The sequence below is a fragment of the Streptomyces fuscichromogenes genome (assembly GCF_014645815.1).
Classification (GTDB): domain Bacteria; phylum Actinomycetota; class Actinomycetes; order Streptomycetales; family Streptomycetaceae; genus Streptomyces; species Streptomyces fuscichromogenes.
On record NZ_BMML01000010.1, the window covers coordinates 193342 to 207762 of the forward strand.

Consider the following 14421-nt stretch of genomic DNA (forward strand, 5'->3'; position numbering starts at 1 on the left):
TCCCGCACTGTAGGACGGGAGTTGACGGGCTCCTACAGGGGTGTGACGTACGCCCCAGAGATCCCGCCGTCCACCAGGAAGTCGCTGGCGTTGACGAACGAGGAGTCGTCGCTGGCCAGGAAGGCGACGGCGGCGGCGATCTCCTCGGCCTCGGCGAACCGGCCGAGCGGGATGTGCACCAGGCGGCGGGCGGCCCGCTCCGGGTCCTTGGCGAACAGCTCCTGGAGCAGCGGGGTGTTGACCGGTCCGGGGCAGAGCGCGTTGACGCGGATGCCCTCCCGGGCGAACTGCACGCCCAGCTCGCGGGACATGGCCAGCACCCCGCCCTTGGAGGCGGTGTAGGAGATCTGCGAGGTGGCCGCGCCCATCCGGGCCACGAAGGACGCCGTGTTGATGATGGAGCCCTTGCCCTGCTGCCGCATGTAGGGGATGGCGGCCTTGCAGCACAGGTAGACGGAGGTGAGGTTGACCTCCTGGACGCGCTTCCAGGCCTCCAGGCCGGTCTCCAGGATGGAGTCGTCGTCGGGGGGCGAGATACCGGCGTTGTTGAAGGCGATGTCGACGCTGCCGTAGGTGTCGAAGGCGGTCTTGAACAGGGCCTCGACCTGGTCGGCGTCGGTGACGTCGACCTTCACGAAGATGCCGCCCACCTCCTCGGCGGCCGCCTTGCCGCGGGCCTCGTCGACGTCGCCGCAGACGACGTGGGCGCCCTCGGAGGCCAGCCGCCGGGCGGTGGCGAGGCCGATGCCGCTGCCGGCTCCGGTGATGACGGCGGTACGGCCGACGAGCCGGCGGCAGACGATGTCAGGGGTCTCAGCGGTCACTGTGCGGGGCCCTCCGTGCTGATGAAGACGTTCTTGGTTTCGGTGAAGGCGGTGAGCGCGTCCGGGCCGAGTTCACGGCCGATCCCCGACTGCTTGAAGCCGCCGAAGGGGGTCCAGTAGCGGACGCTGGAGTGGGAGTTGACGGACAGGTTGCCGGCCTTGACGGCCTGGGAGACGCGCAGGGCGCGGCCCACGTCCCGGGTCCAGATCGAGCCGGAGAGGCCGTACTCGGTGTCGTTGGCGAGCCGGACCGCGTCGGCCTCGTCGTCGAAGGGGATGACGACGGCGACCGGTCCGAAGACCTCCTCGGCGGCCACCCGCGCGTGCGGGTCGACTCCGGTGAGGACGGTCGGCGGGAACCAGAAGCCGGGGCCCTCGGGGGCCTTGCCGCGGATGCCGGGCGCGTCGGCGTCGACGTACGAACGGACGCGTTCCAGCTGGGCCTTGGAGATCAGCGGCCCCATGTCGGTCTTCTCGTCGGCCGGGTCGCCGACGGTGACGGACTCGATCGCGGGGGCGAGGAGCTCCAGGAAGCGGTCGTGGACGGACCGTTGGACGAGGATGCGGGTGCGGGCGCAGCAGTCCTGGCCGGAGTTGTCCAGGAAGGACATGGGGGCGGCGGCCGCGGCGGCCTCGATGTCGGCGTCGGCGAAGACGAGGTTGGGGCTCTTGCCGCCGAGTTCGAGGGTGACGCGCTTCATCCGGTCGGCGCAGAGCGCCATGATGCGCCTGCCGACGCGGGTGGAGCCCGTGAACACGATCTTGGCGACGCCCGGATGGTTCACGAGCGCCTCGCCCGCGATGTCGCCGCGGCCGGGCAGCACCTGGAAGAGGTGCTCGGGAAGGCCTGCCACCAGGGCGAGTTCGGCGAGCCGGAGCGCGGTGAGCGGGGTGGTCTCGGCGGGCTTGAGGATGACCGCGTTACCGGCGGCGAGGGCGGGAGCGGTGCCCCAGGCCGCGATGGGCATGGGGAAGTTCCAGGGGGCGATGACGCCGACGACCCCGAGGGGTTCGAGAAGGGTGACGTCGAGGCCGCCGGGGACCGGGATCTGCCGGCCGGTCAGCCGCTCCACTCCCCCGGCCGCGTAGTCGAGCAGGTCCCGGACGTTGCCCGCCTCCCAGCGGGCGTTGCCGACGGTGTGTCCGGCCTCGCGGACCTCCGACTGGGCGAGTTCCTCGCGGTGTTCGTCGACGACGACGGCGAACCGGCGCAGCAGCCGGGCCCGTTCGCCGGGCGCGAGCGCGGCCCACCGCTGCTGGGCCTGGGCGGCCCGTCGTACGGCGGTGTCGACGTCCTGCGCCACGGCCCCCGGGACGGTCGCGATGACCTGCTCGGTGGCCGGGTCGAGGATGTCGAGTTCGTACTCCTGCTCTTGCTGTTGCGACAAGGCGTGCCTCACATGCGTTCGAAGGAGCGGCGCAGCTCCCAGTCGGTCACCGCGGCGTCGAAGGCCTCCAGTTCGACGCGGGCCATGTTGCGGTAGTGCGCGACCACCTCGTCGCCGAAGGCGGCCTTGGCGACGGGGCTGTTCTCCCAGAGTTCGGCGGCCTCGCGGAGGGTGGTGGGGACATGGGCGAAGTCGGCGGTGTAGGCGTTGCCGGCGCAGGCCTCGGGCAGCTCCAGCTGCTGCTCGATGCCGTACAGTCCGGCCGCGACCAGGCCGGCGACGGCGAGGTGCGGGTTGACGTCGCCGCCGGGCAGCCGGTTCTCGAAGCGCAGCGAGCGGCCGTGGCCGACGACGCGCAGCGCACAGGTGCGGTTGTCCTGGCCCCAGGCGACGGCGGTCGGGGCGAAGGAGCCCGGCTGGAACCGCTTGTAGCTGTTGATGTTGGGCGCGTAGAGCAGCGAGAAGTCGCGGAGGGCCGCCAGCTGCCCCGCGAGGAAGTGCCGCATCACGTCGGACATCCCGGTCCCGTCGGGGGCGGCGAAGACGTTGTGGCCGTCCGTGTCCGTGACCGACAGGTGGATGTGGCAGGAGTTGCCCTCGCGCTCGTTGTACTTGGCCATGAAGGTGAGGGAGACGCCCTCCTGGGCGGCGATCTCCTTGGCGCCGGTCTTGTAGATGGCGTGCTGGTCGCAGGTGACGAGGGCCTCGTCGTAGCGGAAGGCGATCTCGTGCTGGCCGGGGTTGCACTCGCCCTTGGCGGACTCGACGGTCAGGCCCGCGCCCGCCATCTCGTTCCGGATCCGGCGCAGGAGCGGCTCGATCCGCCCCGTGCCCAGCACCGAGTAGTCGATGTTGTACTGGTTGACCGGGGTCAGCCCCCGGTAGTTCGCGTCCCAGGCCGCCTCGTAGGTGTCCTTGAACACGATGAACTCCAGCTCCGTACCGACCTGTGCGGTGTAGCCGAGTTCGGCGAGGCGCTCCAGCTGGCGGCGGAGGATCTGCCGGGGTGCGGCGACGACCGGGGAGCCGTCGTTCCAGGCGAGGTCGGCGACGAGCATGGCGGTGCCCGCGTTCCAGGGCACGCGGCGGAGGGTGGAGAGGTCGGGGTGCATGGCGAAGTCGCCGTAGCCACGGTCCCAGGAGGACATGGCGTAGCCGTCGACGGTGTTCATCTCGGTGTCGACGGCGAGGAGGTAGTTGCAGCCCTCGGTGCCGTGCCGCAGGACCTCGTCGAGGAAGAAGCGGGCGGCGAACCGCTTGCCCTGCAACCGCCCTTGCATGTCGGGGAAGGCCAGGACGACAGTGTCGATCTCACCGCCGGCGACGAGGGTGTGCAGTTCCTCGACGCTCAACGGGGGTGTGCGGTCTGCCACGGGAGCTCCTTGGGCTTCTTTCACGCAGCGCTTCTGGGGCCGATCGGGAAGCTCTAAGGTATTGAAGAGAACCATTGCTTGGGAAGGGGGTACGGCCATATGTCGTTGGACGCGGACGGCGCCCTCGACGACCCGTTGACTCCGGTGCTGCGGCCGGTGCGGGCGGGCAACGGCTTCGAGGAGGCGCTGGAGCAGATCCTGCAGGTGGTCCGGCTGGGCCTGGTTCCGGGTGGCGAGCGGCTGCCCGCGGAGCGGGAGCTGGCGGAGCGGCTGGGGATCAGCCGGGTGACGCTGCGCGAGGTGCTGAAGGTGCTCCAGGACCAGGGCCTGGTGGAGTCCCGGCGCGGCCGGTACGGTGGGACGTTCGTGCTGCCGCGCGCGGACGCGGGCGGCGAGGACGAGCTGCGGCGCCGCAGCACCGAGGTCGACATCGAGGACGTGCTGCGCTTCCGGGAGGTCCTGGAGGTCGGCGCGGCGGGTCTGTGCGCGACGCACGGCCTGACCGGCGAGCAGGCGCTCCGTCTCCGCGAGGCGCTGGCCCGCACCCACGAGGCGCCGCTGGCGGACTACCGCCGCCTGGACACCCTGCTGCACCTGACGATCGCCGAGCTGTGCGGCTCCCCCACCCTCACCGCGCAGTACGCGGCGGTACGGGCCACGGTCAACGACCTCCTCGACTGCATCCCGCTCCTGGTCCGCAACCTGGAGCACTCGCAGCGCCAGCACATCGCCCTGGTGGAGGCGGTACTGGACGGGGACGCGGACGGCGCGCGGGAGATGATGCGGGAGCACTGCGCGGGGACGGCGGCACTGCTGCGGGGCTTCCTGGCCTGACACCCCTCCGGCGTGTCACCAAGGTGTGCGATAAAGGTGTGCACGCACACCTTTATCGCAGGGGAGGGTCCATGACCGGACGGCCGCTGATCGGCGTGAGCACATACCTGGAGGCCGGGACACGCTGGGGCGTCTGGGAGCTGGAGGCGGCCCTGCTGCCGGCGGGCTACCCGCGTCTCGTCCAGCGGGCCGGCGGCCTGGCGGCGATGCTGCCGCCGGACGCACCGGAGCACGCGGCGGCGACGGTGGCCCGGCTCGACGGCCTGGTGATCGCGGGCGGCCCGGACGTGGAGCCGGTCCGCTACGGCGCCGAGCCCGACCCCCGCACCGGACCTCCCGCCCGCGCCCGGGACGCCTGGGAACTGGCCCTCATCGACGCGGCGCTGGCCGCGGGCGTGCCGCTGCTCGGCATCTGCCGGGGCCTGCAGCTCCTGAACGTCGCGCTGGGCGGCACCCTCGTCCAGCACGTCGACGGCCACGCGGAGGTGCCGGGCGTCTTCGGGAGCCACTCGGTCAAGCCGGTCCCCGGGACCCGTTACGCCGCCACGGTCCCGGAGGAGACCTCGGTCCCGACCTTCCACCACCAGGCGGTGGACCGCCTCGGGACCGGTCTGCTGCCGTCCGCGTACGCGGCCGACGGCACGGTCGAGGCGGTCGAACTCCCCGCCGAACGCGGCTGGGTCCTCGGGGTGCAGTGGCATCCGGAGATGGGCGAGGACCTGCGGGTGATGCGGGCGCTGGTCACCGCCGCATCGGGGTCCTGAGCCGGTTTCTCGCCCCCGCCGCCCCTACCCGTCCCATCCTCCAGGGGGTGGCCCCCCTTCGACCGCCCGCTCCGGGGGCTGCCGCCCCCGGACCCCCGCTTCGGCCTGAACGGCCTCGTCCTCAAACGCCGGACGGGCTGGTTTTCGGACCGCCGCTCGCCGGCCGGAAGGGCTGTCTTTCAGACCTCTCCTCTTCAAGTGACCGAGGCGGGTGGTGGGTGGGCGAGGGATTCGGGGGTTCAGGGGGCGGAACCCCCTGGGTCGGTCAGCCGCGGGTAAGGGAGAGGAGTTCGCGGGCCGGGCCGGTCGGGCGGTGGCCTGTCGGCCATACCGCCCGAAGGTCGCGGCGCAGGGCGACGCCGTCGACGGGGATGCTGACCAGGCGTCGTATCGCCAACTCCTCCCGCACCGCCAGCTCGCTGAGGACCGCCGGACCCGCGGCGCTCACCGCCGACGCCTTCACCGCCGTGGTCGACGACAGTTCGATCAGCGGCCGGGCCAGGCCGCCCAGCGCCGCGTCGAGGACCTGGCGGGTGCCGGAGCCGCGTTCGCGCAGGATCAGCGGGGTCGCCGCCAGCTCCTCCGCCGCCAGCGGGCGCCGGCGGCGGGCCCAGGGGTGGGCGGGGGCGACCACGACGATCAGGCGGTCATGGGCTATCACCGCCGAGTCCAGACCGTGCGGCACCGTCAGCCCCTCCACGAAGCCCAGGTCCGCCTCGTCGGCGAGCAGCCGCTCCGCCACCGCCGCCGAGTTCCCGGCGAGCAGGGACACCGCCGTGTCGGGGCGCTGGGCGCGCAGCGCGAGCAGCCAACCGGGCAGGAGGTACTCCGCGATGGTCATGCTCGCCGCGACCCGCAGCCGCGAGTCCCGCCGGTCCCGGAGCGCCTGCGCACCCGCGTCGAAGGCCTCCGCCGCCTCCACCACCCGCCGCGCCCAGTCGGTCACCAGCGCCCCCGCGTCCGTCAGCCGGGACCCGCGCGGCGAACGGTCGACCAGGGCCACGCCCAGCTGCCGTTCCATGGAGCGGATCCGGCTGCTGGCCGCCGGCTGGGTGATGCCGACCTCCCGCGCCGCCGCCCCGAGGCTGCCCAGCCGTGCCACCGCCAGCAGCAGCTCCAGCGCGCCGAGGTCCGGCACCCGGTGCGCGAGCGTGCCCCCGGCCGTCCGCTCCCGTTCCTCCTTCTCGCTCATAAGACCAGCTTATGCCCTCATAGGGACGGAGTCCCTGGTCGGCGGCGCGCGGCAGCGGCAGCGTGGGGGCCATGGTCACCGCTGTCCGTCATCTCGGCCCCAACTGGTACGCCTCCGTCATGGGCACCGCCGCCCTCGCCCTGGGCGGCGCCGCGCTCGGTGTCGACGGCCTGCGCGAGCTCTTCGTCGGCGTCTGGGCGCTGTCCCTGCTGCAGCTCGTGGTGCTGCTGTCCGCCCGGGCCCTGCACTGGGGCCGCCACTGCGACCAGGCCCGCGCCCACCTCCACGACCCCGCCGTGGCCCCCTTCTACGGCTGCCTCGCCATGGCCCTGCTCGCGGTCGGCGGCGGTGCCCTCGCCCTCGGGCGGGACTGGATCGGCGAACCGGCCGCCGTCGCACTCGACTCCGTGCTCTTCGTCGCCGGTACCGCCGTGGGGCTCGCGGCCGCCGTCGCGGTGCCGTACCTGCTGGCCGTACGGCACCGGGTCGAGCCGGGTCAGGCCTCCCCGGTGTGGCTGCTGCCGCTGGTCGCGCCGATGGTGTCGGCCGCGCTCGGGCCACAGCTCGTCCCGCACCTGCCGGCCGGGCAGCCGCGCGCGACCCTGCTCTACGGCTGCGTCGCGCTCTTCGGGCTGAGTCTGCTGGCCACCCTGCTGATGCTGACGCTCGTCTTCGGCCGGCTGGTCACCGGCGGTCCGCTGCCGCTCGCGCTGACCCCCACGGTCTTCCTGGTGCTGGGCCCGCTCGGGCAGTCGACAACGGCGGCGGGCGCCTTCGCGGACCTCGCCCCCGGAGCCGTACCGACGCCGTACGCCGCCGGTTTCGGACTGCTGGCCGTGCTGTACGGCGTTCCGGTGATGGGGTTCGCGCTGCTGTGGCTGGCGCTGGCGGCCGCGCACGTGACGCGGGCGTGGCGGCAGGGGATGCGGTTCGCCATGACGTGGTGGGCGTTCACCTTCCCCGTGGGGACGTGTGTCACGGGCGCCGCCGCGCTGGGGCGGCACACCGGGCTCACCGTGTACCACTGGCTGGCGGTGGGTCTGTACGCGGTCCTCGTCACCGGCTGGCTCGCGGCCGCCGCCGGGACGGTGCGCGGGCTGCTCAGCGGTGAGCTGCTCGCAGGGCCTCGCCCAGCACCCGTGGCGCCTCGGCCAGTGACGGTCCGTACCACGTCAGGTGCCGTCCGCTGACCAGTGCGCAGGGCAGCCCGGGGAACGCCTCCGGGCCGTCGCCGGCGGTGAAGCGGTAGGGCTCGTCCGGGAGGACGACCAGGTCGGGGGCCGCGTCGAGCAGTTCCCCGAGGGGGATGCGCGGGTAGCGCTCGGGGTGGCCCTCGAAGTGGTTGGACACGCCGAGCCGCGCCAGTACGTCCCCCGCGAACGTGTCCCGGCCCAGGACCATCCAGGGCCGCCGCCAGATCGGTACGACCGCCGTCGCGCGGGGGCCGGCGGGCAGCGGTGCGGACCAGGCCCGCTCCGCCTCGTCCAGCCAGCGCGGGCGGCCGCTCGCGCCGCACGCGGTCAGGACCCCGTCCAGCTCACGGAAGGCCTGCGGCACGTTCCGCACCTCCGTGACCAGCACCTGCACGCCGGCGGTGCGCAGGGCGTCGAGGTCGGGGGCGCGGTTCTCCTCCTCGTTGGCGATCACCAGGTCCGGGGTGAGGGCGAGGATCCGGGCGAGGTCGGGGTTCTTGGTACCGCCGATGCGGGGGACGTCGAGGTCGGCCGGACGGGTGCACCAGTCCGTGGCGCCGACGAGGACTCCGGGGAGCGTCTCCGCGATCGCCTCGGTGAGGGAGGGGACGAGGGACACCACCCGCCGTGGTGCTCTGCGGGTGCGTTGCGGCTGGTCGCGCCCACGCGGCGTCAGCCGCATGTCGGATACGGCCCCGCGCCCCTTTCGGGGCGCCTCAGCGGGGGCGATCCTGGACCGCCTCGATGTGTTCCGCGACCGCCACCACGATCACCCTCGTGTCCGGGACCGTCGCGCGCCAGCGGTGGCGGACCCCGCCGGTGAGGTAGAGGGTGTCGCCGCGGCCGAGGCGGTAGGCGCGGCCCTCCGCCTCGATCTCCACGGCGCCGTCCGCGACGTACATCAACTCGTCGTTGCGGTGCTGGAATTCGCGGCCGGCATCGTGGTCGCCGGTGAACTCCGAGGCGTGCAGCTGGTGGTGACCGCGGACCAGGGACCGTACCCGGGGCGTGAAGTCCGGCTCGGTGGCGTCGTCGGCCCGTACGACGTCGACGCTGCACGCCGGGTCGGCGGCGGCGAGGAGTTCGACGGCCGTGGTGCGCAGGGCGTCTGCGAGCTTCTCCAGGGAGGTGCGGCTGGGGCGGGCTCTGTCGTTCTCGACCTGGCTCAGGAAGGGCACCGACAGGCCGCTGCGCTCGGCCACGACGGCGAGGGTGAGCTCCAGCGCACGGCGGCGCCGCCGGACTGCCGCGCCCACCCGCACGGGCTGCTGGTCTTTGTGGTCGCCCATCGCTCCGGCTCCCTCCTTCGCTCGTCGTTCCGTCCTTCGGGAGCCCCGCCACGGCCGGGCCCCTCCTGACGGGTTCTCTGCACCCTACGCATGTTCGGCAAACCGTTTCAGGCGGCCGTCACATCCCTGTCACGTCCGGCGAGCGCGACCCTCACAGTTCGCGCCAGTGCGCGAGCTCGCCGTACCCTCCGGGCGCGGCCTCCCCCTTCGGGGCGAACACGCTGACCGGGGGGCCGGACGGCCGTCGGCGCGCTGATCGGCGCGGCCCGGGGCGGGCGCAGGACCGGCCGCGGCGGCGGATGCGGGGACTCGGCCGGAGGCCGGGGCGCGGGGATCCGCCGACCGGCTCCCGAGGCCGCTCCGCGAGCGCCGATCCTCGATCAGGACGAGGGGCCTTCCCAGGAGTTCGGCGCGTGGGCGGGCACCGGTGTTCGCCGCGCGCCCGAGACCCGGAGTGCCTGGTCGAGGCGGTGCTCCGGGCGGAGCGGCCGGAAGGGTGAAGTCCCGTGGGGCGGCTCGGAGTCGGCGACCGGTGGCGCAGCCGGCGGTGCGGTGGCCGGGCGGTTCCGCGGTGTCGCCGTGCACCGCGATGCCGTCGGGGTGACACCGGCACAGCGGGACCGGATGGTTGCGCGTCGAACGGGTGGTCGGCCGCTCCGGCCGGCAGGCGGAAAGGCTTGGGCAGGGCCGTAGCGCTATGTGGTTGGCCGGATCCTTTTCGTAGGCGGGGACCCGGCTGCCGGCGCCGTCGGCACGATCGGCACCCGGCTGCCGTCGGTGCCGTACGGCATGATGCGTGGCGTGACCGCACGACTGATGCTTCTCGACACCGCCTCGCTGTACTTCCGCGCCTACTTCGGCGTCCCGGACTCCGTGAGGGCACCGGACGGCACGCCGGTCAACGCCGTGCGCGGGCTGCTGGACTTCATCGACCGGCTGGTCAGGGACCACCGCCCGGACCTCCTGGTGGCCTGCATGGACGCCGACTGGCGGCCGCAGTGGCGGGTCGACCTCATCCCCTCCTACAAGGCGCACCGGGTCGCCGAGGAGCGCGCGACGGGACCGGACCAGGAGGAGGTGCCGGACACCCTCTCCCCGCAGGTGCCGGTCATCGAGGAGGTGCTGGACGCGCTCGGCATCGCCCGGGTCGGCGTCGCCGGGTACGAGGCCGACGACGTGATCGGCACCTTCACCGCGCGGGCCGGGGGGCCGGTGGACATCGTGACCGGCGACCGGGACCTCTACCAGCTGGTGGACGACGCGCGCGGGGTGCGGGTGCTGTACCCGCTGAAGGGTGTCGGGACACTGCAGACGACCGACGAGGCGTGGCTGCGCGAGAAGTACGGGGTGGACGGAAGCGGGTACGCGGATCTGGCGCTGCTGCGCGGGGATCCGAGCGACGGCCTGCCGGGGGTGCCGGGCATCGGCGAGAAGACGGCCGCGAAGCTGCTCGCCGAGTTCGGTGACCTGGCGGGGATCATGGCCGCGGTCGACGACCCGAAGGCGAAGCTCACGCCGTCGCAGCGCAAGCGGCTGGACGAGGCCCGGCCGTATGTCGCCGTGGCGCCGAAGGTGGTCAGGGTCGCCGGTGACGTGCCGCTGCCGGACGTCGACACCGTGCTGCCCAAGGCCCCTCGTGACCAGGCGGGGTTGGACGCCCTGGCCGCCCGCTGGGGGCTGGGCGGCTCGCTGAACCGCCTGCTGGTGACGCTGGAGGCCTGATCCCGAAGGAATTGTTTGCGCAAAACACGCTCATCGAGTGTTCATGGAGGAGGTGTTAACTGGGAAGGAGATGCTAACTTAGGTAAACCTAACCAATGGAGCAGGGAGGCCGGTCATGGCGGAGCGCTCGGGACGTAAGCCGCGTAAGCCCCATTCCGCTCAGGTGGTGCGCACCGAACGATTGAGCCCGCACATGCAGCGTGTGGTGCTCGGGGGTGACGGACTCGCCGGTTTCGCCGCGGACACCTGCACCGATCACTACGTGAAACTCCTCTTCGGCCCTGCGGGCGTCACCTACCCGGAGCCCTTCGACCTGGAGCGGATCCGCGCCGAGTTCCCCCGTGAGCAGTGGCCGGTGACCCGGACCTACACCGTGCGCTCCTGGGATCCCGAACACCAGGAGCTGACCCTGGACTTCGTGGTGCACGGCGACGAGGGCCTGGCCGGACCGTGGGCCTGCCGGGTCCAGCCCGGCGAGACGGTGCGCTTCATGGGCCCCGGCGGCGCCTACGCCCCCGACGCGAGCGCCGACTGGCACCTGCTCGTCGGTGATGAGAGCGCGCTGCCCGCGATCGCCCGCGCCCTGGAGTCCCTGCCGGCCGGGGCCAGGACGTTCGCCTTCGTGGAGATCCCCGGCCCCGAGGAGGAGCAGAAGGTCGACTCCGACGTGGAGGTCGTCTGGCTGCACCGGGGCACGCGGCCGGTCGGCGAGGCCCTGGTCGCGGCGGTACGGGAGCTGGAGTTCCCGGAGGGCCGGGTGCATGCCTTCGTGCACGGCGAGGCGAGCTTCGTGAAGGAGCTGCGGGCGCTGCTGCGCGTCGAGCGCCAGATCCCGCGCGAGGACCTCTCCATCTCCGGCTACTGGCGGCTCGGGCACAACGAGGACGGCTGGCAGGCCTCCAAGCGCGAGTGGAACGCCCGGATCGAGGCCGAGCAGGAGGGCGGCGCGGCCGCGGCCTGAGCGGACCGGCGGCACCTCACCAGGAGATGCCGCCGCCCCGCGTCGGTCACACCGACCGCTGATACGACCTGAAGGTCCTGATCGACAGCCACACGGCCGCGACCGCCAGCGCGAGCAGCGCCCCGCCGCGGCCGAGCACCGCACCCCAGTCGGGGTCCGCCGACATCGCCGAACGGCCCGCCACCATCGCCCAGTTGAGCGGGTTGAAGTCGGCGATGTGCCGCATCCAGCCGGGCATCTGGGACGGTGCCATGAAGGCGCTGGACAGGAACGTCAGCGGGAGCAGCAGGAAGGTGTTGATCCCGATGATCGACTCCCGCTCGCGCACCAGCATGCCGAGCGCGTTGGAGAGCGCGCCGAAGACGGTGCCGAGCAGCACGGCGGCCACCACCAGGACGGCCGTGCCCGCGATCCCGCCCGGGTAGTCGGCACCGCCCAGCAGGCCGAGCAGCACGATGATCAGCGACTGGCCGGCGGTGACCAGGCCGTTGTTCACCACGTTGCCGTTCATCAGCGCGGCCCTGCTGACCGGGGTGGTGAGGAAGCGGTTGAGGGTGCCGCGCTGTATCTCCTCCAAGGTGCCCATGCCCGCCCACATGTTGGAGCTGAGGGCGCTCATCACGACCACGCCCGGCACCAGGTAGTCGAGGTAGGACGTGGTACCGAAGCCGCCCAGCTCGATGACCTTCTTGAAGAGGTTGCCGAACAGGAACAGCCAGATCACCGGCTGGATCAGGGTGATCACGGCGAACGCGGGCTGCCGGGCGAAGACCAGCAGCTGACGCTGGGTCATGTACCAGGTCTGGGACATCGCGTTGCTCATCGGGCACCTCCGGCCAGGGCGAGGGAGTCGGTGGTGTCGGCCTCCGCGTAACGGCGGCCCGCGTAGCGCAGGTAGACGTCGTCGAGGGAGGGCCGGGCGACGGTCGCGGCCGCCACCGTCACCCCGGCCCGCTCCAGGGCGGCCAGCAGCGCCGGCATCGCGGCGGCTCCGTCGTCGGCGCGGGCGCTGATCCGGCGTCCGTCGAACAGCGCCTCGTGCACGCCCGGCAGCCCGGTCAGGGCCCCGGCGAGCAGGGTGCGGCCGGCCTCCCCGGGCGCCTCGCGCAGCTCCACGTGGACGGCGTCGCCGCGCAGTTCGCCCTTGAGGGAGTCCGGGGTGCCCTCGACCACGACCCGGCCGCGGTCGACGATCGCGACCCGCTCGGCGAGCCGGTCGGCCTCCTCCAGGTAGTGCGTGGTGAGCAGGATGGTCAGGCCCTCCTCGCCGGCCAGCCGGCCGATCTCGTCCCACATCGCGGTGCGGGCCTCCGGGTCCAGGCCGGTGGTGGGCTCGTCGAGGAAGAGCACCTCGGGGCGGTGGACCAGGCCGAGCGCCACGTCGAGTCGGCGCCGCATCCCGCCGGAGTACCCCTTGACCTGGCGGCCGGCCGCCTCGGTGAGGGTGAAGCGGTCCAGCAGCTCGTCGACCCGGCGGTTCAGCGCGGCCCCGCGCAGGCCGTAGAGCCTGCCCTGGAGCCGGAGGTTCTCCCGGCCGGTGGCGACCGGGTCGGCGCCGGAGTTCTGGGCGACCACGCCGATCGCGCGGCGCACCCGGTCGGGGTGGCGCAGCACGTCGTGCCCGGCCACGGTGGCGGTGCCCGAGTCGGGGCGGGCCAGGGTGGTGAGGATCTTGACGGTGGTGGACTTGCCGGCGCCGTTGGGCCCGAGGAGCCCGAAGACGGTGCCGGGTTCGACGGTGACGTCCATGCCGTTCAGCGCGGTGACGTCACCGGGGTAGGTCTTGACCAGCTGGCGCGCCTGCACTGCGGGCGCACGGGTGTTCATGACAGGGCTCTCCTGATCGAGCGGATGACAGATGACAGGGGATGACAGCTGATCCGCCTGAGGAGCGCCGGGCTATCCTGGATGTGCCGCACCTCGGTCGCCCGGATCTGCCTCACGGCGGATTCAGCTCGGGGTTCGAGACCCTGGCGGAGCTGCTGCAACAGCTCTGCCGGGGTCTGTTTTCTCTCGCAGCTCCTTCTACTGCTGCTCCACCTCCGTGAACTCCGACGGGAACTCGCCGGTCTCGTGGAACCGGCGCCAGCCCTCGACGCCCGGCAGTGAACCGTCCCGTATCTCCCGCACGAAGCCGCGGACCCATTCGGTCTGCGCCTCCAGCATGTGCAGGTGGTACTCGACCTCGACGACGAAGAGCCGGGGCAGCGTCTCGTGCAGCTTCTCCAGTACGGCCCGGCCGCCGGCGACCTCCACCTCCAGGGAGCTCAACCGCTCCGCCAGCAGGCGCTCGACCTCGTCCGGAGGCAGGGCGCCCATCAACGAGAGCGCCGTCTCGAAGATCGGGTACTCCTTCGCCGGGACGGCCATCAGGTCGGACAGCCAGTGGACCATCTCCTCGCGTCCGGCCTCGGTGATGCCGTAGACCGTGCGCTCCGGGCGGTTGCCCTGCCGCTCCACGTCGGCCACCTCGACGAAGCCGTGCTTCTCCAGGTTCTGCATGACCGTGTAGAGCGAGCCGTAGTTGATGCGGGTGCTGGTGTCCTTGCCCTGACGGCGCATGGTCTGGGCGATCTCGTACGGATGCATCGGCTTCTGCCAGAGGGTCGTCAGCACGACGAGCGCCAGAGGATTGCCGAGCTTGCGCCGCTTCGCCGCCATCCCGACCTCCGAACTCCTCGCCTCCGAATATCCGTACCCGAACATATCGCGACTGCGTCGAGGCCGTCAATACACACGATGTATCGCGTTTCGAGGGAGTCCGCAAGGGCGTGAGGACTTGGGCCCGCCCCGGACACGGCCACGTGACGCGTCCGAAACAGCGCATCCCTAATTTCTGTCGCCCGACAGGAATTTCTGTCGCCCGACAGGAAGTCCGCCT

14 protein-coding genes are annotated in these 14421 nt (G+C 72.5%); 5 read left to right on the forward strand and 9 right to left on the reverse strand.

The window, feature by feature from the left end; all coding sequences use genetic code 11:
* Positions 1-32: 32 nt before the first annotated feature.
* The 3 genes from IEZ11_RS23185 to IEZ11_RS23195 are packed head-to-tail and all read right to left on the reverse strand — an operon-like array spanning position 33 to position 3585.
* Positions 33-824: a 3-oxoacyl-ACP reductase gene (locus tag IEZ11_RS23185; protein WP_189264764.1), complete on the reverse strand. Its 792-nt coding sequence runs from the start codon at positions 822-824 to the stop codon at positions 33-35.
* The gene (locus IEZ11_RS23190; RefSeq protein WP_229713298.1) at positions 821-2212 is read right to left on the reverse strand and encodes an aldehyde dehydrogenase family protein; all 1392 of its coding nucleotides are present in this window, start codon (positions 2210-2212) and stop codon (positions 821-823) included. The genes IEZ11_RS23185 and IEZ11_RS23190 overlap by 4 nt, the downstream gene beginning before the upstream one ends.
* Positions 2213-2220: 8 nt before the next feature.
* Positions 2221-3585, reverse strand: coding sequence for a glutamine synthetase family protein (locus IEZ11_RS23195; protein ID WP_189264765.1), 1365 nt, complete (start codon positions 3583-3585; stop codon positions 2221-2223).
* 99 nt (positions 3586-3684) lie between these two features.
* Between IEZ11_RS23195 and IEZ11_RS23200 the strand changes: the two genes are divergently transcribed.
* Both IEZ11_RS23200 and IEZ11_RS23205 read left to right on the forward strand, forming a co-directional pair.
* On the forward strand, positions 3685-4419 hold the full coding sequence (locus tag IEZ11_RS23200; protein ID WP_189264766.1) for a FadR/GntR family transcriptional regulator: 735 nt from the start codon (positions 3685-3687) through the stop codon (positions 4417-4419).
* Between the two features lie 71 nt (positions 4420-4490).
* Positions 4491-5183, forward strand: coding sequence for a gamma-glutamyl-gamma-aminobutyrate hydrolase family protein (locus tag IEZ11_RS23205; RefSeq protein WP_189264767.1), 693 nt, complete (start codon positions 4491-4493; stop codon positions 5181-5183).
* A gap of 265 nt (positions 5184-5448) precedes the next feature.
* Here the strand turns inward: IEZ11_RS23205 and IEZ11_RS23210 are convergent, their stop codons facing one another.
* Positions 5449-6375, reverse strand: coding sequence for a LysR family transcriptional regulator (locus IEZ11_RS23210; protein WP_189264768.1), 927 nt, complete (start codon positions 6373-6375; stop codon positions 5449-5451).
* Positions 6376-6446: 71 nt separating this feature from the next.
* Here IEZ11_RS23210 and IEZ11_RS23215 point away from each other — a divergent pair, with 71 nt between their 5' ends.
* Positions 6447-7565: a TDT family transporter gene (locus tag IEZ11_RS23215; RefSeq protein ID WP_189264769.1), complete on the forward strand. Its 1119-nt coding sequence runs from the start codon at positions 6447-6449 to the stop codon at positions 7563-7565.
* Here IEZ11_RS23215 and IEZ11_RS23220 read toward each other — a convergent pair.
* Together IEZ11_RS23220 and IEZ11_RS23225 are read right to left on the reverse strand one after the other, a co-directional pair.
* The gene (locus tag IEZ11_RS23220) at positions 7477-8250 is read right to left on the reverse strand and encodes a helical backbone metal receptor (RefSeq protein WP_189264770.1); all 774 of its coding nucleotides are present in this window, start codon (positions 8248-8250) and stop codon (positions 7477-7479) included. The genes IEZ11_RS23215 and IEZ11_RS23220 overlap by 89 nt on opposite strands.
* Positions 8251-8284: 34 nt before the next feature.
* Positions 8285-8857, reverse strand: a complete 573-nt coding sequence (locus tag IEZ11_RS23225; protein ID WP_189264771.1) for a helix-turn-helix domain-containing protein — start codon at positions 8855-8857, stop codon at positions 8285-8287.
* Between the two features lie 792 nt (positions 8858-9649).
* Here IEZ11_RS23225 and IEZ11_RS23230 point away from each other — a divergent pair.
* Both IEZ11_RS23230 and IEZ11_RS23235 read left to right on the forward strand, forming a co-directional pair.
* On the forward strand, positions 9650-10579 hold the full coding sequence (locus IEZ11_RS23230; protein ID WP_229713309.1) for a 5'-3' exonuclease: 930 nt from the start codon (positions 9650-9652) through the stop codon (positions 10577-10579).
* Positions 10580-10694: 115 nt separating this feature from the next.
* Positions 10695-11540 (forward strand): siderophore-interacting protein, encoded by an 846-nt coding sequence (locus IEZ11_RS23235; protein WP_189264772.1) that lies wholly within the window; start codon positions 10695-10697, stop codon positions 11538-11540.
* A 46-nt stretch (positions 11541-11586) separates the two neighbouring features.
* Here IEZ11_RS23235 and IEZ11_RS23240 read toward each other — a convergent pair whose 3' ends face one another.
* From IEZ11_RS23240 to IEZ11_RS23250, 3 genes are all read right to left on the reverse strand, one after another.
* Entirely contained in the window at positions 11587-12363 is a 777-nt protein-coding gene (locus IEZ11_RS23240) for an ABC transporter permease (RefSeq protein ID WP_189264773.1), read from the reverse strand.
* Positions 12360-13367 (reverse strand): ABC transporter ATP-binding protein, encoded by a 1008-nt coding sequence (locus IEZ11_RS23245; protein ID WP_189264774.1) that lies wholly within the window; start codon positions 13365-13367, stop codon positions 12360-12362. Before IEZ11_RS23245 ends, IEZ11_RS23240 begins: the two co-directional genes overlap by 4 nt.
* Positions 13368-13565: 198 nt before the next feature.
* Entirely contained in the window at positions 13566-14201 is a 636-nt protein-coding gene (locus IEZ11_RS23250) for a PadR family transcriptional regulator (RefSeq protein ID WP_189264775.1), read from the reverse strand.
* Positions 14202-14421: the final 220 nt, after the last annotated feature.

Bases quoted from the DNA above. Each gene is read 5' to 3' on its own strand.
- IEZ11_RS23220 (WP_189264770.1), bottom strand. From the start codon at position 8,250: ATGCGGCTGACGCCGCGTGGGCGCGACCAGCCGCAACGCACCCGCAGA.
- IEZ11_RS23215 (WP_189264769.1), top strand. From the start codon at position 6,447: ATGGTCACCGCTGTCCGTCATCTCGGCCCCAACTGGTACGCCTCCGTC.
- IEZ11_RS23210 (WP_189264768.1), bottom strand. From the start codon at position 6,375: ATGAGCGAGAAGGAGGAACGGGAGCGGACGGCCGGGGGCACGCTCGCG.
- IEZ11_RS23230 (WP_229713309.1), top strand. From the start codon at position 9,650: ATGCGTGGCGTGACCGCACGACTGATGCTTCTCGACACCGCCTCGCTG.
- IEZ11_RS23225 (WP_189264771.1), bottom strand. From the start codon at position 8,857: ATGGGCGACCACAAAGACCAGCAGCCCGTGCGGGTGGGCGCGGCAGTC.
- IEZ11_RS23235 (WP_189264772.1), top strand. From the start codon at position 10,695: ATGGCGGAGCGCTCGGGACGTAAGCCGCGTAAGCCCCATTCCGCTCAG.
- IEZ11_RS23200 (WP_189264766.1), top strand. From the start codon at position 3,685: ATGTCGTTGGACGCGGACGGCGCCCTCGACGACCCGTTGACTCCGGTG.
- IEZ11_RS23205 (WP_189264767.1), top strand. From the start codon at position 4,491: ATGACCGGACGGCCGCTGATCGGCGTGAGCACATACCTGGAGGCCGGG.
- IEZ11_RS23250 (WP_189264775.1), bottom strand. From the start codon at position 14,201: ATGGCGGCGAAGCGGCGCAAGCTCGGCAATCCTCTGGCGCTCGTCGTG.
- IEZ11_RS23240 (WP_189264773.1), bottom strand. From the start codon at position 12,363: ATGAGCAACGCGATGTCCCAGACCTGGTACATGACCCAGCGTCAGCTG.
- IEZ11_RS23245 (WP_189264774.1), bottom strand. From the start codon at position 13,367: ATGAACACCCGTGCGCCCGCAGTGCAGGCGCGCCAGCTGGTCAAGACC.